Raw genomic sequence first — 20,897 nt, 5'->3', positions numbered from 1 at the left:
CCGGGAGAGAACGTCATGGTCCTCCGCATCGCTCTGTCGTCGCACGATTCCGTCGGCCTCGGCCATGTTCGGCGCAACCTCGCCATCGCCCACGCGCTCTCACGGTCGCTCCCCGCACTGACCGGCGAGCAGGTCACCGGCGTGCTCCTGACCGGTCAGGCGTCGGCCACGGGGTTTGCGGCTCCTGCCGGATGGGACTGGGTGGTGCTTCCCAGCGTCACCGTGGGCGAGGGCGGGTATCGTTCCCGACACCTCGCCGCCGGCATCGACCGGGTGACGGCGATGCGTTCGGCGGTCGTGGCGGCGGTGCTGAAGGAGTTCGGTCCGGATCTCCTCGTCGTGGACCGCCACCCGTTCGGGGTGCACCGCGAACTCGACAAGGCTCTGCGGCAGCTGAGAGCCCAGCGGCCCTCCTGTGCGACGGTGCTCGGACTGCGTGACGTGCTCGACCGCCCCGCGGTGGCCCGTGCCGAGTGGCGGGCGCTGGGCGGTGCCGCAGCGGTCCGCGAGCACTTCGATGCGATCTGGGTCTACGGCGACCCCACCGTCCACGACATCACCGCGAGCGGCGAGCTCCCTCGCGGTCTGCACGACCTGGTCACCCACACCGGCTACCTGGCCCACGGCCGCGATGCCGCCCCCGTCGAGGTGGAAGACCCGTTCGTGCTCACCACGGTCGGGGGCGGATGCGACGGAGCGGGCATCGCGCGGGAGGCGGCGCGAGCGGCGGTGCCCGCCGGGTTCCGGCACCTCGTCGTCGTCGGTCCTCAGATGCCCGAGAGCGACCGGGCGTCCGTGCGTGCCGCCGCGACAGAACGCACGGAGGTCGTGGAGTCGGTGCCCGACGTCCTCGGACTCGCGCGACGAGCGGCGGCCGTCGTGGCGATGGGCGGCTACAACACGGTGTGCGAGGTGATGAGCACGGATACTCCGATCCTCGTCGTGCCCCGGGTCGATCGTCGAGACGAGCAACGCCTCCGGGCCGTCGCGCTCGCCCGTGCCGGTGCGATCGAGACCTTCTCCCCCTCCGAGGCCGACGCGCGGGCGATCGAGGACTTCTTCGCCCGTCGGGTCGGTGACCGCGCGACGCGTACCGGCATCGACCTCGGCGGACTCGACGCCGTCGCACCGCTCGCGGCCCGGCTCATCGCCGACGCCCGCGCCGGACGGGAGGTTCTCGCGCATGCTGTCTGATGCCCCCCGCACCGGTTACGTGGTGAAGGTCTACCCCCGGTTCTCCGAGACGTTCGTGGTCACCGAGATCCTCGCCCGCGAAGCGCAGGGCGAGCACCTGGAGATCTTCTCCCTTCGCCCCACCGATGACACGCGCTTCCACAGCGAGCTCGCCCGGGTCACAGCGCCGGTGCGGGCCATCGCCCCGCCTCGTCGCGTCGCGCCCCTGTGGCAGGTGCTGCGCGACGCGGCAGCCGACCCGTTCCTCGCGGCGGCGATCGGGCGCCACCTCGGCGACCTCGTGGCGTCCGAGGCGAGCGATGCCATCCAGGCCATCGAGATCGCCCGGCAGGTGCGCGCACGCGGGATCACCCACCTGCATGCCCACTTCGCCTCGACGGCGACATCGGTCGCGCGATTGGCGGCGCGGCTCAGCGGCATCTCGTACTCCTTCACCGCCCATGCGAAGGACGTCTTCCACGATTCGGTCTCGGCCGACGATCTCGACATGAAGCTCCGCGACGCGGCTTTCGCGGTGACGGTCAGCGACTTCAACCTGCGTCACCTGCGCGAGACCTTTCCCCGCCGCGATCGTCTGCACCGCGTGTACAACGGTCTGGAGCTCTCGCGCTTCCCCTTCGTCACGCGTGCCCCCGGCGACGAGCTACGGATGCTGTCGGTCGGGCGCCTGGTCGAGAAGAAGGGCTTCGGTGTGCTCATCGATGCCTTCGACCGCGTGCGAGAGGCCGGGATCGCGGCACGGCTCGACATCGTCGGCGACGGGGAGCTGCGCGACGACATCGCCGCGCGCATCGCCAGATCGCCGCATCGTCACGGTATCCGCCTGCGCGGGCCGCTGCCCCAAGACGAGGTCGCCCGGTGCCTCGCCGAAGCCGACCTCTTCGTCGCGCCGTGCCTGGTCGGGGGCGACGGCAACGTCGACGGGCTGCCCACCGTGCTGCTGGAGGCGATGGCCAGCGGTGTGCCGTGCATCTCGACCGCGGTGACCGGGATTCCCGAAGTCATCCGCCACCACGAGACCGGGCTCCTGTGCGAACCCGGCGACGTCGTCGGGTTGAGCGAGGCGATCATGGCGGTTGCTCGTCCCGGATTCGACCGCGTCGGAATCGCGCGCCGGGCGCGTGCGCTCGTGGAGAACGAATTCGACGCCGCCCGCCAGGCTGCCCGGCTGGCGGCGCTCACCGCGGAGGCCTCCTTCGCGACCGAGAGGAAGGTGGCCTGATGCGCGTCGCTTACGTCTGCGCCGACCCCGGAGTGCCCGTGTTCGGAACCAAGGGCGCCAGCGTCCACATTCAGGAGATCGTGCGCGCCTTCCGCGATCGCGGTGACGAGGTGGTGGTCTACGCGACGCGGCGCGGAGACCACCCGCCCGCGGACCTGGCAGATCTGCGCGTCATCGAGCGACGAGTGGCACGCGGCGACGACCGGATGCGCGAGCGGGCGGTCGCTGACGCCGCGGCGGAGCTCGCCGACGCGGTCGTCGCAGACGGCTGCGACCTGGTCTACGAGCGCTTCTCGCTGTTCGCCGCCATCGGCGCGCGCGTCGCGCGCTCGCTTCCGATCAGAGCGGTCCTCGAGGTCAACGCCCCGCTCATCGATGAGCAGCGCACCCACCGCGTGCTCGTGGACGAGAACCTCGCCGCGGCGACCGCCCGCACGGCGTTGACGGCCGCCGACGTCGTGGCCTGCGTCTCGGCCCCGGTCGCGGACTGGGCGCGTGCCCACGGGGCGATCGCCCCGATCGTCGCGCCGAACGGGGTGAACACCGCCCGTATCCGCCCGTCGATCGTGCGTCCCGCTGAGGGAGAGCCGTTCGCCGTGGGATTCGTGGGCACGCTGAAGCCGTGGCACGGAGTCGACGTGCTGATCGACGCGATGGGGCTGCTCGCAGCATCCGATCACCCGTCCCGTCTCGTCATCATCGGCGACGGGCCCGCGGGGGCGGATCTTCGTCGCCATGCGGCGCAACGGGGTGTCGACGCGGTGTTCCACGGCGCGGTGGCGCCGGATGCCGTACCGGGCCTGCTCGCGACACTCGACGTGGGGGTCGCCTCGTATCGTGCCGGCGACGCCTATTTCTCTCCGCTGAAGGTCTGCGAGTACCTCGCAGCCGGTGTGCCCGTCGTCGCCTCCCGCCTCGGTCAGCTTCCCGACCTCGTGCAATCGGGGCGGACGGGCCTGCTCACCGATCCCGGAGACGTCCAGGCGCTGGCGGGTGCACTCGCCCGCTTGCGCGACCGGCCGGCGCTGCGCGCCCGCATGGGGGCTGCCGCGCGAGAGCGCGCCGTCGCCGCCCACGACTGGAGCCGTGTGCTGTCGGGAATTCTCGCTTCTCTCCCGCGAGAGGACGCCGCATGAGCCCGTCGCGTGCGCGCCAGCCGGTAGCGACCAGAGGCGCGCTCGCGCGCAGCCTGCAGATCGTGCGACCCCACCTCCGGGGCAAGGGGTGGCTGATGGCGGGGGGCATGGTCGCGCTGCTCGCCGACGTCGCGTTCCGGGTGCTCGAGCCCTGGCCGCTGAAGTTCGTCATCGACGCCGTCGCCGCCAGCCTCGGGGCGACGGCGGGCGCAGCGGCCGGGATCCCCCCGGCGACCACCGGGCTGCTCGTGGCCTGCGCGGTGCTGCTCCTGGGCATCATCGCCCTGCGCGCTCTCGCCGCCTACCTCAGCACCATCGCGTTCGCGCTGGTCGGGTCGAGGGTCGCGACCGAGTTGCGTGCTCGGGTGTTCTCGCACGTGCAGGCACTCTCGCTGCGCTACCACTCCTCGTCGTCGGCGGGCGACGTCGTGCAGCGGCTCGTCGGCGACATCGGGCGCCTGCAGGAGGTCGCCGTGACAGCGGGCCTGCCGCTCGTCGGCAACGTGGCGACCCTCGCGGTGCTGATCGTCGTGATGGGCTTCATGGACCCCCTGCTGACGCTGGTCGTCGCGGCCGCGGCGGTGGCCTACGCGATCTCGTCGCGGCGCAGCTCGAAGAAGATCACGGATGCTTCGCGCACGACCCGGAAGGGAGAGGGGGCGCTCGCCGACACCGCCGCCGAGACGCTCGGCGCGATCCGCGTCGTGCAGGCGTACGGGCTGGAGAAGAAGGTGGGCGGGGTGTTCGATCGTGGAAACGCGACGGCGCTCACCGAGGGTGTGCGCGCCCGGCGGCTCGCCGCAGGACTGGAGCGTCGCACCGACCTCATCGTGGGGTTCGCGACGGCGGCCGTGCTGCTCGGGGGCGGGTGGCAGGTGCTCTCGGGAGGGATGACCGCGGGTGACCTCGTGATCTTCGTGGCCTACCTCAAGCTCGCGATGCGCCCCTTGAAGGACCTGGCGAAGTACACCGGTCGTATCGCCCGCGCCGCGGCCTCGGGGGAGCGGGTCGCCGACCTGCTCGACGAGCCCGTCGAGATCGCCGAGACGGTCGACGCCCGGCCGCTGCGCGCGACTGCCGGAGAGGTGTGGTTCGATCGGCTGAGCGTCGACGACGGCCGCGGGAGGGCGCTGTTCCGCGACCTCTCGCTGCGCATCGCGCCGGGCCAGCAACTGTGTCTGCTCGGCCCGTCGGGGGCGGGCAAGTCGACTCTCGCGGGTCTGCTCGTGCGTACCGCCGACCCGATCGCCGGCGACATCCGCGTCGACGGCGAGAGCCTGCGCGGGGCGACCATCCCGAGTGTGAGGTCGGCGGTGTCGCTGCTCCTGCAGGAGTCGGTGCTGTTCGCCACGACGGTGCGCGAGAACATCCGGTACGGACGCTTGGATGCCACCGACGACGAGGTGGAGGAGGCCGCTCGGCGCGCCTTCGCCCACGAGTTCATCCTCGACCTCCCCGAGGGGTACGACACGATGCTCGGCTCGCGTGGCAATACGGTTTCGGGCGGCCAGCGGCAGCGCCTCGCCATCGCACGGGCGCTACTGCGCGACTCGCCCGTCGTGGTGCTCGACGAGGCGACCACCGGGCTCGACCCGCAGGCGCGGCACGAGGTCGGCGCGTCGCTTCGAGCGCTCACCCGTGGGCGCACCACCATCATGATCACGCACGACGTGACCCAGGCTCTCGCCGCCGACCGTGTGCTCTGGCTCGAGCAGGGGCGCATCGTCGAGGACGGTCCGCCGGGGCTGCTGATGGGACTGTCGGACTCCCGCGTGCGCGCGTGGGTTCTGCAGGCCGGGCGTGACGGGCGCGGCGGGCTCGCGGCAGACGCGGCGGCGCGGGCATGAACGGGGCCGCACGGGCCGCGGCGCGTCTCGCGCGCGCCGACCCGGCCGTCGCCGGCCTCGGGACGCTCCTCGACCCGCACCTGCTCAGCGAGGCCCTCGGAGCCGAGGTGCGGCTCACGCGCCTGCGGTACAAGGCGGGGACGAGCATCGTCGCGGCCGTCCAGAGCGACGAGGGGCCGCGCTGGGTGGCCGCCTACGACGGCCCCGACAAGGCGGGGAAGGCTCTCCGGCACGGCGGCGGGGTGCGGCCGGTCGACTCCATTGCGCACGCGGTGACAGGGCCGGCGCTGAGCGACCGCGCGCTCGCGCGAGCGGTGCGGTCGGTGGAGAACCGGTCGGCGGGGCTCGCGCGCCGCGCCGCCGTGCTGCGGTACAACCCGCACCGGCGCCTCGTGCTCGATGCCGGGGCGCACGGGATCGTCAAACTGACCCACCACCCGGTCGACCGGGTGCTCGCCCTGCACCGGCATCTGTTCGACCGGGGGGTGGCCGTGCTCGAGCCGCGCGGCCTGGGCTCCCGGGCGTGGTCGGCCCCCCGCTGGGGAATCGGCGATCTCTCCGAGCTCCCGTCGACGGACTCCGCTGAGCGGGCGGGGGCCGTTCTCGCCTCCCTCCACGGGGTCGGCGCGGCACCGGGGCTCGTCATGGCCGATGCGGCGGCCGAGGCGGCCGCCGCGGCCGCCGCCGTCGGCGGCGTGCTGCCCGAGCTCGCAGAGAGGGCGTCCGCGCTTGTGGCCTGCGCACCCGTGACCGGGCGCGCGACCGTGGTCCACGGCGACTTCAGTGCCGATCAGGTGCTCGTGGGTGACGGGGTGCGGGTGATCGATCTCGACCGGTGCGGGGGCGGCGACCCGATGCGCGACCTGGCGTCGTTCACGGCCGACGAGCTGCTGCGCACCGGCCGCCGCGTGCTGAGCGATGCGCTCGTGGCGGGATATCGGGGGGCGCAGGGCGTCGTCGACGTCGACGCCCTGCGACGCTGGCTTCCGGTGTGCGTGCTCCTGCGCGCGATCGAACCGTTCCGCCGGGGAGACCCGGAGTGGCCGGCCCGCGTGCACGCGGCGGTCGCCCTCGCCGAGGAGACGGCGCCGTGACCGCGCTGGTGCCGCGCCGCGTCGCCGCGCACGGACGCACGTGGACCGTCCGCCGCGCGTGGCCTCGCGCGGCCGGAGACGGCGCCGACCTCGAGGTCACGGCGGACGGGATCGTCGGCGTCCGCGCAGGACGCTGGTGCGGCGGCGACGTCCGTGTCGCCGAAGCGGTGTGCGATCGCCGGCTGCCCGCGCTGGCCGATGTCGCCGGAGCCGGTGAGGTCGTCTCCTGGCGACCGGGGCGTCGCGCGGTCGTCCGGATCGCCCGCGGAGGCGGGTATGCCAAGGTCGTCCGAGAGGGGGCCGCCGAGCCCGTGCTCGCCGCGCACGCGGCGGGCGCCGCCTTCTCGGCGGGGTTCGCGCGAGCCGCCGTGACCTCGGCTCCGACCGACGCGGCGCGCGGGGTCGTGCGATTCGCGTCGTTGCCGGGCCGTACTCTGTTCGATCTCGGTTCCGACCGACGCGTTGCCGAGGCGGAGTTCGCGCGGGCGTGGAACGGCTGGGCCGAAGCCTGGGGCATGCTGCTGGACGGCTCCTGCGGCGAGCTGCCCCTGCACGACGCCGAGGCTGAGGCGCGAGTGCTCGAGCAGTGGATGCGGCACGCCGAGCCCCACCTCGGAGGCGAGGCGTCCGCGGTGCGCCGCACGAGCGACCGGGTCGCGGAGGAACTCGTGGCGGGTCCGCGCGGTCGCGCCGCGCTCGCGCACCGCGACCTCCACGACAAACAGGTGATGTGGGATGCGTCGTCTCGTCCGGGCCTGCTCGACCTCGACACCGTGACCATCGCGGAGGCGGCGCTCGATCTCGGCAACCTGCGCGCGCACGTGGCGTTCCGCGCCGCTCAGGGCCGGCTCGAGCCATCGCGTACGGCCGTCGCCCGCGCGGCGATCGACGGTGTCGCGCGTGCGACGGGCGTGGAGCCCGACCGGGTGCACGCGTACGAGTCGGCGACACGGTTGCGCCTCGGGGCGCTCTACCTCTTCCGGCCCGCGTGGCGCGAGCTCGCGTTGCGGTGGCTGCGGAGTGCGTAGGCGCGGCGCACGCGGTCAGACCAGACGGTAGCCGACCCCTCGCAGCGTCTCGATGCGGCCGGCCCCGAGCTTCTGCCGCAGGTAGCCGATGTAGACGTCGACGACATTCGAGGACGGGTCGAAGTCGTACCCCCACACCCGACTGAGCAGTTGCTCCCGGCTGAGCACGTGACCCGCGTGGCGTATCAACTCTTCGGCGAGGGCGAACTCCCGTGCCGACAGCTCCACCTCGCGTCCGTCGATGCTCGCCGCTCTCGTCCTGATGTCGAGGACGATGTCGCGGTGCCTCAGCTCGGGCGCTGCGGTTGCCGCATCCTTCTTCATCCGCAGCCGGATGCGCGCGAGCAGCTCGTCGAACCGGAAGGGCTTTCCGAGGTAGTCGTCGGCCCCGCCTTCGAGGCCCGCGACGGTGTCTTCGAGTTCCACTCGCGCCGTCAGCATGATGACGGGGATGCCGTGTCCCTCGCCGCGAAGATGCTCGAGCACCTCGAAGCCGGTCATCCCGGGAAGGTTCACATCCAGGACGACGAGATCGAACTCGCCCGAGCGGGCGAGGTGCAACGCCTCGGTGCCGTTGGGTGTCACCCTCGTGGCGTAGCCGGCGGCTTTGAGGCCCTTCTCGATGAAGCCGGAGATGCGCTTCTCGTCGTCGGCGATGAGTATCGATGCCACGGTCAGATCTCCGTCCGGTCGCCGGGGGTGCGGACAGGCGGCCCGGAAGGAAGGTCGGGCCGGGGAGGCACGACCACCTCTCGATCGTCGATCCGTACGGTGCGCGCGCGTGGGGGCCTCGGCGGGTGGGCCTCGGGCTCGACGGTGGTCAGCTCCACCGCCGACAGGTGCGGGCTCGGCAGTGAAATGACGAACTCCGCGCCCCCGCCCTCCGCGTCACGGGCGCTCGCTGATCCGCCGTGCGCACGCGCGATGACCTGCACGATGCTCAGACCCAGCCCGCTGCCGTCGGCACCGCGCCCCTCGGTGTCGCCGCGCTGGAAGCGCTCGAAGATGCGCTCCTTCGCCTCGTCGGGCACTCCGGGGCCGTGATCGCGCACCGACAGTTCGATGGTGTCGCCGACCCGCCGCGCGCCGATGCCGAGCTCGCCCCCGCCGTGCGACACGGCGTTCTGCGCGAGCTGAAGGAGGGCCTGAGTGATACGCGCCGAGTCGAGCTCGACGATGGCGCGCGGCGCCGAGCCGGCGGTCACGGTTGCTCCTTCGATTCCCTGGGCCTTCCGGGCGACCTGGGCGACGAGCTCGGACACATCGGTCGGTCGCACCGCGATCGGAGCCGGGCCGTGCAGTGACGCCTCGTCGGCCAGGTCTTGCACGAGCCGGCCCATGCGGGCGAGCTCGTCGATCGCGAGCGCCCGTGTGCTCTGCACGTCGTCGCGGTCGTCGACGTCCATCACCTCGAGGTTGCCGCTCACGATCGTGATCGGTGTCTTGAGTTCGTGCCCGACGTCGCTGAGCAGCCGGCGCTGGCTCTCGAGCGCGTCGTCGAGCCTGTCGAGCATGTCGTTCATCGTCGAGGCCAGTTCCGACACGTCGTCGTGGCCCTCGACGGGCAGGCGTTCGGCGAGCGATCTGGCCGACACGCGTTCGGCGGTCTCGCGCATGCGGCGGAGGGGACGCAGCAGACGCGCGGCTGCGAGTCCGGCCGCTCCGGCGATGAGCGCGATCGCGATGGCCGCGGCGAGGAGGTACACCTGGGCGGGCCCGTCGATCTCGGCGAGCTCCGCTTCGAGGTCGTAGGCGAGCACGAACATCACGCGCGCCGGGTCGGGGGATCCTTCGATCTCGATGGGGGCCGCGAGGTAGCGCCAGGTGACGCCGTCCTCGGCGTACGTGCCCATCACCGAGCGCTCCGCCCCGCGGGCGGCGACGTGCGAGACGAAACCGGGCGCGCTCTGCAGGTCGACGTCGAGCGGCACCCCGGGCACCAGGGCGGCTGCCCCGTCGATCACGCCGAGAGCGCCGGTGTTGTCGTCGGGACTCATCCTCGTGACGACCGACTCGAGCGCGTCGACCGATGATGTCCAGGGTGCGTCTCCCGTCGCACCGTCACGAACAAGGAACCGTGCCGATTCGTAGCCGGCGTCCAACCGGCCGTCGACCTGGGCGATGATGCGCGCGCGCTCGACGACGTACACCACGCCCCCGACCGACAGCATCCCGATCGCCGACGCGACCGTGATCACGGCGATGATGCGGGTGCGCACGGTCCAGGCGACGCCACGTCTGCCGGCGGTGCGCGATCCCATGGTCTCAGTATGGTGGCGGGCGGGGACCGACCCCGCGAGACTAAGAACGCTCTCATCGTCGTCTTTCGTTCGTGTCATCCAGCCTGGAGAGGCTGATGGTCGAACGCCGGCATCGACGTGCCCGAGAGAGGATCGACAGTGATGAGCAGACGCGCGTGGATGGTCGCCGGAGTGATCGCGCTCGCCGCGGTGGTGGGCGCGGGCGGCACAGTCGCGGTCGCCGCAGTGCTCGAGCCGCGCACGTCGGTCGACCGCACGTTCGACGACGGACCGCTCACGGGCAACCGCCCCGCCGTCGTTCCGCAGCCCGAGGATTCTGCACCGGCCGGCGGCGATACGTCTTCCGAGGCGCCCCCGGCGGAGGGCACGCAGCCGCCGATGAACGAAGCGCCGCAGCCCGAAGCGCCGCAGCCCCCGGCGCCCCAGCCCGTCGCGCCTCAGCCCGTCGCGCCGCCGGCGCCCCAGCCGATCGACGACGACGACAACGGGGATGACGATGCTGACGACGACGGTGCTGACGACGACGGCGACGATGACGACGGCGACGATGACTGATCGCGGTCGTCGCGACGTCGGGTGGGCCACCGCCTGACCGCGACGGCAACCTGCGAACGGCCGCACCGCGTGCAACGGGCTGCCGTGGGGTGGTGCCACGTTTCGTCAAGAGGCTCACGCCGAGGGCGGAAGGGGGAGGCCCTCTCACCGCCGGGCAGGCAGTATGGGTAGGGAATGCCCCACGAAAGGCCCCCCATGACGATCTCCCATCACCTCCGAGTCCACCGCAGCGACGAGCACCTGCCCCGCGAAGGCGAGCTGGCATGGCACCTCGCGGAGGTCGCGACCGACGAGGTGGGCGTCGACGACGACGTCGTCGACATGATCGTCAACCGGGTCATCGACAACGCCGCGGTGGCGGCAGCATCCCTCACCCGGCGTCCCGTGAGCGCCGCTCGCCAGCAGGCGCTCGACCACCCGGTCTCGATCAGCGGCCCCGGCGCCACGATCTTCGGCTGCGCCCTCGAACGACGCACGAGCCCTGAGTGGGCCGCGTGGGCGAACGGGGTCGCCGTGCGCGAGCTCGACTATCACGACACGTTCCTCGCCGCCGACTACTCCCACCCGGGCGACAACATCCCGCCGATCCTGGCCGTCGCCCAGCACACGGGTCGCGACGGGGCGGCGCTCGTGCGGGGGCTCGCCACGGCCTACGAGATCCAGATCGACCTCGTGCGGGCCATCTCGCTGCACACGCACAAGATCGACCACGTCGCCCACCTCGGCCCCGCGGCTGCCGCGGGGATCGGCACGCTGCTCGGTCTCGACACCGAGACCATCCGGCAGGCGATCGGGCAGGCACTGCACACCACCACCGCCACGCGCCAGTCGCGCAAGGGTGAGATCTCGACGTGGAAGGCGTTCGCGCCCGCGTTCGCCGGGAAGCTCGCCGTCGAGGCGGTCGACCGCGCGATGCGCGGCGAGACGGCGCCCGCCCCGATCTACGAGGGAGAGGACGGCGTCGTCGCCTGGATGCTCGACGGCAAGGAGGCCTCGTACGACGTTCCGCTGCCCGCCGCCGGAGAGTCCAAGCGCGCGATCCTCGATTCGTACACGAAGGAGCACTCCGCCGAGTACCAGGCGCAGGCGTGGATCGACCTCGCCCGTCGTCTCGGCACCGAGCGGCCCGATCTGCGCGACCCGGCGAACATCGCCTCGATCGTGCTGCACACGAGTCACCACACGCACTACGTCATCGGCTCCGGTGCGAACGACCCGCAGAAGTACGACCCGGCGGCCTCGCGCGAGACGCTCGACCACTCGATCCCGTACATCTTCGCCGTTGCGCTGCAGGACGGCGCCTGGCACCACGTCGACTCGTACACGCCCGAGCGCGCCGGCCGTGCAGACACCGTCGAGCTGTGGCGCACGGTCACCACCGCGGAGGACGCCGAGTGGACCCGTCGCTACCACTCCGAAGACCCGAACGAGAAGGCCTTCGGCGGCCGCGTCGTGATCACCCTCGCCGACGGCTCGACCGTCGAGGACGAGATCGCCGTCGCCGATGCCCATCCGCTGGGCGCTCGCCCGTTCGCGCGCGAGGACTACGTGCGCAAGTTCCGCCTGCTGGCCGAGCCCGTGCTGCTGCCGGAGGAGATCGAGCGCTTCCTCGACCTCGCCGAGCGCCTGCCCGAGCTCACGGCGGCGGAGGTGCTGCAGCTGAACATCGTCGCCAAGCACGGCGTTCTCGCCCTCGCCCCCGCCCCCAAGGGCCTGTTCTGATGCTCGGTCGCGTCGCGGATGCCCCCACTCGCCGCGCACGAACTCAGGATGGTCGTGCCGCGGCGGCCGCGACACGCCCCTACCGGGCTGTCGCGTCGGCATCCATCCTGAGTACGGGCGCACGCGGGGTGGAGGTCGGCTGATGCTCTACGCCCAGACCCCGGCGCACGAGAAGCGGCGGATGCTGCGCGAACGCCTCGCATCGGGCGAGCTGCTGCGCTTCCCGGGCGCGTTCAATCCGCTGTCGGCGCGGCTGATCGAGCGGAAGGGCTTCGACGGGGTCTACATCTCCGGCGCCGTGCTCGCCGCAGACCTCGGCCTGCCCGACATCGGACTCACGACGCTCACCGAGGTCGCCGGCCGCGGGCAGCAGATCGCCCGCATGACCGAGCTTCCGGCGATCATCGATGCCGACACCGGGTTCGGCGAACCGATGAACGTCGCCCGCACCATCCAGACCCTCGAAGACGCGGGGCTGGCGGGTGCCCACATCGAAGACCAGGTGAACCCGAAGCGCTGCGGGCATCTCGACGGCAAGAGCGTCGTCGACGGCGACACCGCCGTCAAGCGGATCCGCGCCGCCGTCGACGCGCGGCGCGACCCGAACTTCCTCGTGATGGCGCGCACCGACATTCGCGCGATCGACGGTCTCGAGGCGGCGATCGACCGAGCGAAGGCGCTCGTCGACGCCGGCGCCGACGCGATCTTCCCCGAGGCGATGCGCGACCTCGGTGAGTTCGAGGCGATGCGCGAGGCGCTCGACGTGCCGATCCTGGCCAACATGACCGAGTTCGGCAAGAGCGAGCTGTTCTCCACCGAGCAGCTGCGCAGCGCCGGCGTGAACATCGTCATCTGGCCCGTCTCGCTCCTGCGTCTGGCGATGGGCGCCGCCGACAGGGCGCTCGACACTCTCGACGACGAGGGGCATCTGACCTCGAAGCTCGGCGAGATGCAGCACCGCGCCGACCTGTACGACCTCATCGACTACGAGGGATACACCCGGTTCGACACGAACGTGTTCGACTTCCGCGTGGAGCGCTGAACCACAGCATCCGCCGATCTCGAAGGAGAGAGATGACCGACATCAAGAAGGGCCTCGCCGGCGTGGTGGTGGACTACACCGCGATCAGCAAGGTGAACCCCGACACCAACAGCCTCCTCTACCGGGGCTACCCCGTGCAGGAGCTCGCCGCCTCCCAGCCCTTCGAGGCGGTCGCCTACCTCCTGTGGCACGGCGAGCTGCCCACCTCCGCGCAGCTGGCCGAGCTGCGCGCCGCGGAGCGGGAGAACCGGATGCTGCAGCCGGCCGTGCGAGCGGCGATCGACCTGGTGCCGACCACCGCGCACCCGATGGACGTGGTGCGGACGGCGGTGAGCGTGATCGGGGCGACCGATCCCCACGCCGACGATGCGAGCCCCGAGGCGGAGCTGGCCAGCAGCATCCGCCTCTTCTCCGCTCTTCCGGCCGTCATCGCGTACGACCAGCGCCGTCGTCGCGACGACGACCCGATCGAGCCGGTCGAGCCCCGTGACGACCTCGACTACGCAGCGAACTTCCTGTGGATGACGTTCGCGGAGGAGTCCGAGCCGCTCGTCGTCGACGCGTTCAACGTCTCGCTCATCCTCTACGCCGAGCACTCGTTCAACGCCTCCACGTTCACCGCTCGCGTGATCACGTCGACCCTGAGCGACCTGTACTCCGCCGTCGTCGGTGCGATCGGAGCGCTGAAGGGCCCCCTGCACGGGGGCGCGAACGAAGCGGTCATGCACGTCTTCGACGAGATCGGCGACGCGTCGAACGTCGTGCCCTGGCTCGACGCCGCGCTCGCCGAGAAGCGCAAGATCATGGGGTTCGGGCACCGCGTCTACAAGCGCGGCGACTCCCGGGTTCCGACGATGCGCGCGGCCCTCGTCGAGCTCGTCGAGCACTACGACAGGCCGGACGTGCTCGATCTCTACGACGCGCTCGAGACGGAGTTCGTCGACCGCAAGGGCATCTACCCGAACCTCGACTACCCCTCGGGGCCGGCGTACCACCTGATGGGCTTCGACACCGCGACCTTCACGCCGCTGTTCGTCGCTGCGCGCGTCACGGGGTGGACCGCCCACATCCGCGAGCAGCGGGCGTCGAACGCGCTCATCCGCCCGCTGTCGGAGTACAACGGGCCCGACGAGCGCCACCTCGACGGCTCCGAGGATCTCGTCGTCGCCGACGATACGGCCGACCGCCCGGAGGAGGCGGCGGGCTGATGGCCGACCGCGAGCGGGTCGTGCTCGTCGCCGGTGCGCGCACACCGATCGGGAGCTTCGCCGGATCGCTGTCGACGGTTCCGGCTCACGAGCTCGGAGCGGTGGCGGTCGGCGCTGCGCTCGAGCGCGCGGGCCTGGCCCCCGCCGACGTCGACGAGGTCGTGATGGGCTGCATCGCCCAGAACGGACCCGACGCCTACAACGCCCGCCGGGTGGCGCTCGCCGCAGGGCTGCCGACCCGCGTGCCCGCGTTCACCGTCAACCGCCTCTGCGGTTCGGGGCTGCAGGCGATCTGGTCGGGCGCGCAGGAGCTGCTGTGGGGCGGCGTCGACGTCGTCGTCGCGGGCGGCGACGAGAGCATGTCGCGCACGCCGTTCCTCGATTTCGGCGCCCGCGACGGCGCTCGGCTCGGCGACCGCCGGTTGCTCGACGGCACCCTCGCGATCCTGACCGACCCGTTCAGCGGCACGCACATGGGAACGACCGCCGAGAACGTCGCCGAACGCTACGGCGTCTCCCGTCGCGAACAGGACGAGTTCGCGGTGGAGAGTCAACGGCGCGCGGCGACGGATGCTGCGCGGGCGGCCTTCGCGGAAGAGATCGTGCCCGTGAAGACGCCGGGCCGCACCGGCGTCGAGGTGGCGGTCGACCAGCATCCGCGCCCCGACACCTCCCTGGAGGTGCTCGCGGGCCTGCGCGCCGCGTTCCGCGAGGGCGGATCGGTCACCGCGGGCAACTCCTCGGGTATCAACGATGGGGCGGCGGCGACCGTGCTGATGCGGGAGTCCGACGCGCGCGATCGGGGTCTCGCGGGGCTCGCCACGCTCGAAGCGGTGGCCACGGCCGGGGTCGACCCCGAGATCATGGGCTACGCCCCGGTGATCGCCCTCGAGCGGCTGTGGGCGCAGACCGGGCTCACTCCCGCCGACGTCGACGTGATCGAGCTCAACGAGGCGTTCGCCGCACAGGCGGTCGCCGTCATCCGCGATGCGGGCCTGGACCCCGAGAAGACGAATCCGTACGGCGGGGCGATCGCGCTGGGCCACCCGGTCGGGGCGACCGGCGCGATCCTGTCGGTGCGCGCGGCGCTCGACCTCCGCCGCCGCGATCTCGAGTACGCGGTGGTGACGATGTGCATCGGCGGCGGCCAGGCGCTCGCCGCGCTGTTCCGTCGCTGGGACGGCTGAGCCCGCGTCTCGGCCGCTGCTCGCGCCGAGAGTGCCCGAAACCGCCGAAAGTGCCCCCCTTCTCGGGCACCTTCGGCGGTTTCGGGCACTTTCGGTGAAGCGGATGCTGCGGCCGACGGCAGAGGCCCCCACCCGAAGGGTGAGGGCCTCTGTGGCAGGCGGCTGGTGTCAGCCGACGACGGTGCGGCGCTTGCGGAGGGCGAAGGCGAGGCCTCCGGCAATCAGCAGGAAGCCCGCCCCGAACGCGATGCCCCACGGCAGCTCGGCACCGGTCGCCGCGAGGGCGCCGGGTGCGACGACCGTGACGCCGACGGAGATGTCGGCGAGGCCCGCGGACGTGACCACGAGGCGGTGCGCCCCGAGGTCGAAGTCCGCCGGGATCGCGACCGCGAAGGTCGTGACGCCCTGGGCGCTGGCGGCGGGGATGCCGGTGACGACGAGCGGCTGGCTGAACAGCGTCGCCGCGATCTGCTGGCCGGGCTTGAGACCCGACACCGTCACCGTGAGGGTGCGGCCCTGCTCGATGCGTCCGCCATTGCTCAGCGTGACGTCGGCCCAGTCGCCGCCGACCTGCGTTCCCGCCGCGGGCGGGGTGCCGCCCGGGTTGGTCGGTGCCGGCGGCGTGGTGTCGGGGCCCGTTCCCGGGAGCTCCGGGCTGGTGCCGGGGTCGGTCGGCCCGACCGGGTCGATGCTGGTGACCAGCACCGCGCGATCGGCCGGGGACGGGGCGACGGGGCCGTCAGCTGCCTCGAAGAAGTTCACCGTGGCGGCGAGGTCGATCTGCCCGGAGTCGGCCGCGCGCGTACCCTGCGCGAACGTGGTGAAGTTGTCGCCGCCCGCCGCAAGGAACGAGTTGGTCACGATCTTGTAGGTCGTGGCGGTGTCTTTCACGTCGAGCTCTTCGCCGTTCAGCGTGATGGCGCCGATGTGCGACCCGCGCTCCGCGGTCTCGAGGTACTCGAACGAGAAGCCCTCCGAGACTCCGAGCGCGAGCTTCGGACGGCTGGAGCTCGCCGGCTGCCACTGCTCTTCGAGCACGGCCTTCAGCTGCGCGGCGGTGAGCTCCAGGGTCACCAGGGTGTTGCCGAAAGGCTGCACATTGGCAACCGCGCGGTAGGTGACCGCGCCGTTCTCGCCCGGCACCAGGTCGGCGCGGAGGCCGCCCGGGTTCATGAACGCGATCTGGGCGTCGGTGCCGCCGTACTCGGGGTTCTCGCTCGTGGCCCACAGGTACACGTCTGCCACGGTGTTGCCGAGGGTCGAGTGCGCGCCGCGATCTTCGGCGCCGGCCGGAGTCTTCGCGCGGTTGATGCTCTCGGTGATCGTTCCGACCTGCTCCCGACCGAGGATGTCGGCCTCGGCTTTCGCCTCGGCGACGACCTCGTTGACTTCGAGGTTCGGGTAGGCGGCGCTCATCGACACCGGAGCGTCGAAGAGGGTCACGAGACCGGGCTCGATCGAGACCAGCGTGTTGTCGGCGTCGAGGTCGATGTCGAGCGTTCCGAGGCGCGTGCCGTACTGGTTCGCCTGCACGACGGGAACGCCGTCGACCTCGCCCGCGTACGTCTGGTGCGTGTGCCCCGAGACGACAGCGTCGACGTCGGCCGGCAGGTTGTGCACCAGGCGACCGAAGTCGGAGGTGGTGTCGGCCTGCAGCGCCTCGATGCTCGAGCTCGCTCCGCCGTCGTGCGCCAGGACGACGACCACGTCGGCCGCATCGGCGGCGACGATCTCGGCGGTGACACGGTCGACGGCCTCTCCCATGTCGCCGAACTCGATGTCGGCGATACCGGCCGGGTTGACCAGCGTCTGCGTCTGCGGGGTGACGACGCCGATGAAGGCGATGCGCGCGCCGCTCTCGGTGGTCTCGACCGTGTACTCCTCGAGGGCGGGGGTGTCGGTGCCCTTCTCGTACACGTTCGCGCCGAGCGCGTACTGCGGGCCGCCGAGGGTGTCGATCACGCGCTGGATGTCATCGAAGCCCTGGTCGAACTCGTGGTTTCCCACGGCGCTCACGTCCAGCTTCGCGGCCTTCAGTGCGTCGAGCGTCGGCTGGTCGTCCTGGATGAACGACTCGAATGCCGAGGCTCCGATGTTGTCGCCCGCCGAGACGAACAGCGTGTTGGGGTTCTGCGCGCGGTACGCGTCCACGGCACCGGTGAGGGCCGCCGCGCCGGCGTAGCCGTTGGAGGCTTCCTGCACGATGCGGCCGTGGAAGTCGTTGATCGTGAGCACCTGCACGTCGGGCTGTGCGTCGTCGCTGAGGAGACTGTCGACCTCGAAGGTCGTCGTTGTTCCGGAGACCTCGTTGCCGATCGTCAGCAGGGGCGTTCCCGTGGGGGAGCGCAGCGCCGAGGTGAACGCGAGACCCTCGGGGCCGAGGTCGCCCGCGGCGGGCGTTCCCGGCGTCTTCGTGACGTCGCGGTTGTTGACGTACGTGACGAAGGTCGGGGCGCTCGCGGTCGTGATGTCGTAGACCATCACGCCGCCCACGCGCTCGAGGCCGACGAAGGCGTAGGTCCGGCCGTCCACGACGCCGACGACCAGGTTCTCGGGCTCGGGGCCCTTGTCGTCGCTGCGGCCCTCGAGGTTGTTCTCCGTGTGGTTGGAGTTGAAGAAGGCGGGGTTCGCGTCGTGGGTGACCTGCTCGAACTGGCTGCCCGAGTCGAAGACCAGCACGCCGTCGGTCGACCAGACCGAGAACGAGCGTCCTCCGAAGGTGTAGAGCTCGGAGTAGCAGGTGCCGTCGGCGTTCAGGCCCATCGAGGTCGTGACGTTCAAGCGACCCAGATCCGCGTCGCCGAGCTTCGATGCGAGGGGAGAAGTGGCGCAGACCGGTGCGAGGCCCTTCTTGCCGAGGTCCTTCACCCGGGCGGTCTCGTCGTAGTCACCCCACTCGCGGCCGTCGCCCTCGTTGGCGGTGACCAGGTAGGTTCTGCCGTCGGCGGCGACGTACGAGCTGATGCCGTCGGGCATGTACATGCCGAACAAGCCCGCGTAGCTCTTCTGGTTGTAGGTGGGGGCCCCTTCGGGGTCGCGGTCGCTCGCGTCGAGGGTGTTCTTCGCGTAGTCCTTGAAGCCCAGCGGCAGGATCTTCGTGACCTCGGGCTTGGTGAGGTCGACCACCGCGATGGCGTTGGCCTCCTGCAGCGCGACGTACGCGGTCGTGCCGGAGACGGTGACGTATTCGGGCTCGAGGTTGCGGCTCACGCGGTTGGTCGAGAGCGTCGTCGGGTCCTGGCCCGCAGCGGCGACGTCCGGGCCGAAGATACGCACCTTCGGGTCGAGGGTCTTGGTGCCGCCGGGTTCGAACGCGCGGAAGTTCGCCGTCTTCGCATCGGCGGTCGCCGGCAGCGAGACGGTGGACGGCAGCTTGATGACCCCGACGGATCCCTCGGGGTCGGTCGTGAAGTCGTCGGCCGGCTCGCCTTCGTTGGCGACGACGGCGTACGCGCCGTCCTTCGAGATGGTGACCATGTCGGGAAGGGCCCCGACGGTGATCTCACCGAGGATCGCGGATGCCGCATCCGCAGCATTCGCGTCGAAGAAGACGACGTGGCCCGGGTCGGTCTTCACCGGCGCCTCGAAGGCGATCACACCGAGGCCGTCGTCGCGGATCGCGAGCGAGTTGGCCACGCCCTCCGACGTGAGAGCGAACTGCTCGACCGGCTTCGTCGGATCGGCGTTGTCGAGCACGCTGACCGAGCCCGCCTGCGCGTTGACGACGAAGATGCGGTCGCGATAGGTCTGCACGATCTCGGCAGCCGACTCGTCGAAGACGCCCGACTCGAAGGTGCCGATCGGGCTCAGCGCGAGCGCGGCACCGTCGGCGCTGCGCGTGATCGGAACAGGGACGATCGCGGCGGAAGCCGCGGTGGCGCTCGACAGGGCGAGCGCGCACACCGCTGCGGCGGTCGCGGTGAACGCGACGGCGCGGCGGAAGGAATGCGTGGGCATGCGTGTCCTCGGGTAGGTGATGAGACGGGGGTACGCACCGGTTCCGTGGAACTCCAGACCGGCCTCGTCGACCCTCGCCGGTCGTGGTGACCGCGAGGTGAACGAGAGACGACCATCCGGCGACGGTCGACTCCGCGGGCGCGCCGGGGGAGGATCGGAGGGCTGGCGCGCAGCATCCGCTCTTCGGAAGGGACCCCATGACGTACGAGACGATCCTCACCGAGACCCGCGGACGCGTGGGCTGGATCACCCTGAACCGGCCGAACGCCCTCAACGCCCTGAACACGACGCTCATGCGTGAGGTCGTCGAGGCGGCCGAGGCGTTCGACGCCGACTCCGGGATCGGTGCGATCGTCGTCACCGGGTCGGCGAGAGCCTTCGCCGCCGGCGCCGACATCAAGGAGATGGAGGCGAAGACCTCGGTCGAGATGATCGTGGACGACCACTTCGGGGCGTGGAGCCGATTCGCCGCCGTGCGCACGCCCACGATCGCCGCCGTCGCCGGCTACGCCCTCGGCGGCGGCTGCGAGCTCGCGCTCATGTGCGACCTCGTCATCGCCGCCGACTCCGCGCGCTTCGGCCAGCCCGAGATCACGCTCGGGGTGATTCCCGGCATGGGAGGGTCGCAACGACTGGCGCGGGCGATCGGGTCGTACAAGACGGCCGACCTGATCCTCACCGGGCGGACCATGGATGCTGCCGAGGCCGAGCGCGCGGGGATCGTCTCGCGCGTGTTGCCGGCCGACCGGCTGCTCGCCGAGGTCGCCGGCATCGCCGAGGGAATCGCGGCCAAGCCCCTCCCTGCCCTGTACGCGGCGACCGCGGCGCTCGACGCGGCCCTGGAGACACCGCTCGCCGAGGGGCTCCGTTTCGAGAAGCAGGCGTTCGCGGCGCTGTTCGCGACCGACGACCAGAAGGAGGGGATGGCCGCTTTCCGCGAGAAGCGCGAGGCGCGCTTCCGCCACCGCTGATCAGGTCACATCTCGGCGACCAGATTGGGTCCGATGGCGCGCATCGAGATCATGTGCACCACGCGGCGCCGGATTCGAAGGCCGTCGGGGGTGCGCACGATCTCGTCGTCGTACCAGGCGTTGGCGATCGTGCCGTGGACGTTGTCGGGTTGCAGGACGATGGCGTCACCGTAGGTGCGGGCCGTCAGGGGGTCGATCCCGGTCACCACCGTGTTGGTCATGCGGTGGAGCGTGCGTCCGGCGGGGTCGTGGGTCTCTCGCATGAAGGCGGTGAACGACGGGGCGCCCTCCCACTGAGCGAACCCGAAGTCCACGTGAGCGTCGTCGGTGAACGTGGACGCGAAGAGAGCCCAGTCCCGAGTGTCGATCCCGGTCGAATAGCGGTGGACGAGGTCGAGGATCTCGAACCGTTCGTGCGGTGTGGGGGTGATCGTGTCCATGAGAGGGTGTTCCGTTCTGGTTGCGGGTGGGGT

At 71.5% G+C, this 20,897-nt stretch carries 16 protein-coding genes; 12 read left to right on the top strand and 4 right to left on the bottom strand.

Annotated features, from left to right (window positions below; genetic code table 11):
* Nucleotides 1-15 precede the first annotated feature (15 nt).
* The 6 genes from DEA06_RS11205 to DEA06_RS11180 are packed head-to-tail and all read left to right on the top strand — an operon-like array spanning nucleotide 16 to nucleotide 7,521.
* A complete protein-coding gene (locus tag DEA06_RS11205) occupies nucleotides 16-1,194 on the top strand; it encodes a glycosyltransferase (RefSeq protein WP_116648079.1) in 1,179 nt (392 codons plus the stop codon).
* On the top strand, nucleotides 1,184-2,416 hold the full coding sequence (locus tag DEA06_RS16845; RefSeq protein ID WP_116648078.1) for a glycosyltransferase: 1,233 nt from the start codon (nucleotides 1,184-1,186) through the stop codon (nucleotides 2,414-2,416). The genes DEA06_RS11205 and DEA06_RS16845 overlap by 11 nt, the downstream gene beginning before the upstream one ends.
* The gene (locus DEA06_RS16840) at nucleotides 2,416-3,552 is read left to right on the top strand and encodes a glycosyltransferase family 4 protein (protein WP_116648077.1); all 1,137 of its coding nucleotides are present in this window, start codon (nucleotides 2,416-2,418) and stop codon (nucleotides 3,550-3,552) included. The genes DEA06_RS16845 and DEA06_RS16840 overlap by 1 nt, the downstream gene beginning before the upstream one ends.
* On the top strand, nucleotides 3,549-5,399 hold the full coding sequence (locus DEA06_RS11190; protein WP_116648076.1) for an ABC transporter ATP-binding protein: 1,851 nt from the start codon (nucleotides 3,549-3,551) through the stop codon (nucleotides 5,397-5,399). Before DEA06_RS16840 ends, DEA06_RS11190 begins: the two co-directional genes overlap by 4 nt.
* Entirely contained in the window at nucleotides 5,396-6,493 is a 1,098-nt protein-coding gene (locus DEA06_RS11185) for a phosphotransferase (protein WP_116648075.1), read from the top strand. Before DEA06_RS11190 ends, DEA06_RS11185 begins: the two co-directional genes overlap by 4 nt.
* The gene (locus DEA06_RS11180) at nucleotides 6,490-7,521 is read left to right on the top strand and encodes a hypothetical protein (RefSeq protein ID WP_133241753.1); all 1,032 of its coding nucleotides are present in this window, start codon (nucleotides 6,490-6,492) and stop codon (nucleotides 7,519-7,521) included. Before DEA06_RS11185 ends, DEA06_RS11180 begins: the two co-directional genes overlap by 4 nt.
* A 15-nt stretch (nucleotides 7,522-7,536) precedes the next feature.
* Here DEA06_RS11180 and DEA06_RS11175 read toward each other — a convergent pair whose 3' ends face one another.
* Entirely contained in the window at nucleotides 7,537-8,193 is a 657-nt protein-coding gene (locus tag DEA06_RS11175; RefSeq protein WP_116648073.1) for a response regulator transcription factor, read from the bottom strand.
* Between the two features lie 2 nt (nucleotides 8,194-8,195).
* On the bottom strand, nucleotides 8,196-9,782 hold the full coding sequence (locus DEA06_RS11170) for a HAMP domain-containing sensor histidine kinase (protein WP_116648072.1): 1,587 nt from the start codon (nucleotides 9,780-9,782) through the stop codon (nucleotides 8,196-8,198).
* Nucleotides 9,783-9,923: 141 nt separating this feature from the next.
* Here DEA06_RS11170 and DEA06_RS11165 point away from each other — a divergent pair, with 141 nt between their 5' ends.
* The 5 genes from DEA06_RS11165 (at nucleotide 9,924) to DEA06_RS11145 (ending at nucleotide 15,496) form a co-directional block, all read left to right on the top strand.
* Nucleotides 9,924-10,337 (top strand): hypothetical protein, encoded by a 414-nt coding sequence (locus DEA06_RS11165; protein ID WP_133241752.1) that lies wholly within the window; start codon nucleotides 9,924-9,926, stop codon nucleotides 10,335-10,337.
* Between the two features lie 195 nt (nucleotides 10,338-10,532).
* The gene (locus tag DEA06_RS11160) at nucleotides 10,533-12,059 is read left to right on the top strand and encodes an MmgE/PrpD family protein (RefSeq protein WP_116648070.1); all 1,527 of its coding nucleotides are present in this window, start codon (nucleotides 10,533-10,535) and stop codon (nucleotides 12,057-12,059) included.
* A gap of 142 nt (nucleotides 12,060-12,201) precedes the next feature.
* Nucleotides 12,202-13,101, top strand: coding sequence for a methylisocitrate lyase (gene prpB, locus DEA06_RS11155; RefSeq protein WP_116648069.1), 900 nt, complete (start codon nucleotides 12,202-12,204; stop codon nucleotides 13,099-13,101).
* A 32-nt stretch (nucleotides 13,102-13,133) separates the two neighbouring features.
* Entirely contained in the window at nucleotides 13,134-14,309 is a 1,176-nt protein-coding gene (locus DEA06_RS11150; protein WP_116648068.1) for a bifunctional 2-methylcitrate synthase/citrate synthase, read from the top strand.
* Complete coding sequence (locus DEA06_RS11145; protein ID WP_116648067.1) at nucleotides 14,309-15,496, top strand: thiolase family protein; 1,188 nt, start codon at nucleotides 14,309-14,311, stop codon at nucleotides 15,494-15,496. Before DEA06_RS11150 ends, DEA06_RS11145 begins: the two co-directional genes overlap by 1 nt.
* A 168-nt stretch (nucleotides 15,497-15,664) precedes the next feature.
* Here the strand turns inward: DEA06_RS11145 and DEA06_RS11140 are convergent, their stop codons facing one another.
* Complete coding sequence (locus tag DEA06_RS11140; protein WP_116648066.1) at nucleotides 15,665-19,453, bottom strand: choice-of-anchor I family protein; 3,789 nt, start codon at nucleotides 19,451-19,453, stop codon at nucleotides 15,665-15,667.
* Nucleotides 19,454-19,650: 197 nt separating this feature from the next.
* Between DEA06_RS11140 and DEA06_RS11135 the strand changes: the two genes are divergently transcribed.
* Nucleotides 19,651-20,424 carry an enoyl-CoA hydratase-related protein gene (locus DEA06_RS11135; RefSeq protein WP_116648065.1) on the top strand — a complete coding sequence of 258 codons (774 nt, stop codon included), beginning with the start codon at nucleotides 19,651-19,653 and terminating at the stop codon, nucleotides 20,422-20,424.
* Between the two features lie 5 nt (nucleotides 20,425-20,429).
* Here DEA06_RS11135 and DEA06_RS11130 read toward each other — a convergent pair whose 3' ends face one another.
* Nucleotides 20,430-20,864, bottom strand: a complete 435-nt coding sequence (locus DEA06_RS11130; protein ID WP_116648217.1) for a nuclear transport factor 2 family protein — start codon at nucleotides 20,862-20,864, stop codon at nucleotides 20,430-20,432.
* Nucleotides 20,865-20,897 lie beyond the last annotated feature (33 nt).

The sequence above is a fragment of the Microbacterium sp. Gd 4-13 genome (assembly GCF_003095395.1).
Taxonomy (GTDB): Bacteria; Actinomycetota; Actinomycetes; order Actinomycetales; family Microbacteriaceae; genus Microbacterium.
Note: the sequence above shows the minus strand (reverse complement) of the source record. Positions and strands in the feature narration are given on the sequence as shown.

Bases quoted from the DNA above. Each gene is read 5' to 3' on its own strand.
- DEA06_RS11190 (WP_116648076.1), top strand. From the start codon at position 3,549: ATGAGCCCGTCGCGTGCGCGCCAGCCGGTAGCGACCAGAGGCGCGCTC.
- DEA06_RS16840 (WP_116648077.1), top strand. From the start codon at position 2,416: ATGCGCGTCGCTTACGTCTGCGCCGACCCCGGAGTGCCCGTGTTCGGA.
- DEA06_RS11205 (WP_116648079.1), top strand. From the start codon at position 16: ATGGTCCTCCGCATCGCTCTGTCGTCGCACGATTCCGTCGGCCTCGGC.
- DEA06_RS11170 (WP_116648072.1), bottom strand. From the start codon at position 9,782: ATGGGATCGCGCACCGCCGGCAGACGTGGCGTCGCCTGGACCGTGCGC.
- DEA06_RS11130 (WP_116648217.1), bottom strand. From the start codon at position 20,864: ATGGACACGATCACCCCCACACCGCACGAACGGTTCGAGATCCTCGAC.
- DEA06_RS16845 (WP_116648078.1), top strand. From the start codon at position 1,184: ATGCTGTCTGATGCCCCCCGCACCGGTTACGTGGTGAAGGTCTACCCC.
- DEA06_RS11140 (WP_116648066.1), bottom strand. From the start codon at position 19,453: ATGCCCACGCATTCCTTCCGCCGCGCCGTCGCGTTCACCGCGACCGCC.
- DEA06_RS11150 (WP_116648068.1), top strand. From the start codon at position 13,134: ATGACCGACATCAAGAAGGGCCTCGCCGGCGTGGTGGTGGACTACACC.
- prpB (WP_116648069.1), top strand. From the start codon at position 12,202: ATGCTCTACGCCCAGACCCCGGCGCACGAGAAGCGGCGGATGCTGCGC.
- DEA06_RS11165 (WP_133241752.1), top strand. From the start codon at position 9,924: ATGAGCAGACGCGCGTGGATGGTCGCCGGAGTGATCGCGCTCGCCGCG.
- DEA06_RS11145 (WP_116648067.1), top strand. From the start codon at position 14,309: ATGGCCGACCGCGAGCGGGTCGTGCTCGTCGCCGGTGCGCGCACACCG.
- DEA06_RS11185 (WP_116648075.1), top strand. From the start codon at position 5,396: ATGAACGGGGCCGCACGGGCCGCGGCGCGTCTCGCGCGCGCCGACCCG.
- DEA06_RS11135 (WP_116648065.1), top strand. From the start codon at position 19,651: ATGACGTACGAGACGATCCTCACCGAGACCCGCGGACGCGTGGGCTGG.
- DEA06_RS11160 (WP_116648070.1), top strand. From the start codon at position 10,533: ATGACGATCTCCCATCACCTCCGAGTCCACCGCAGCGACGAGCACCTG.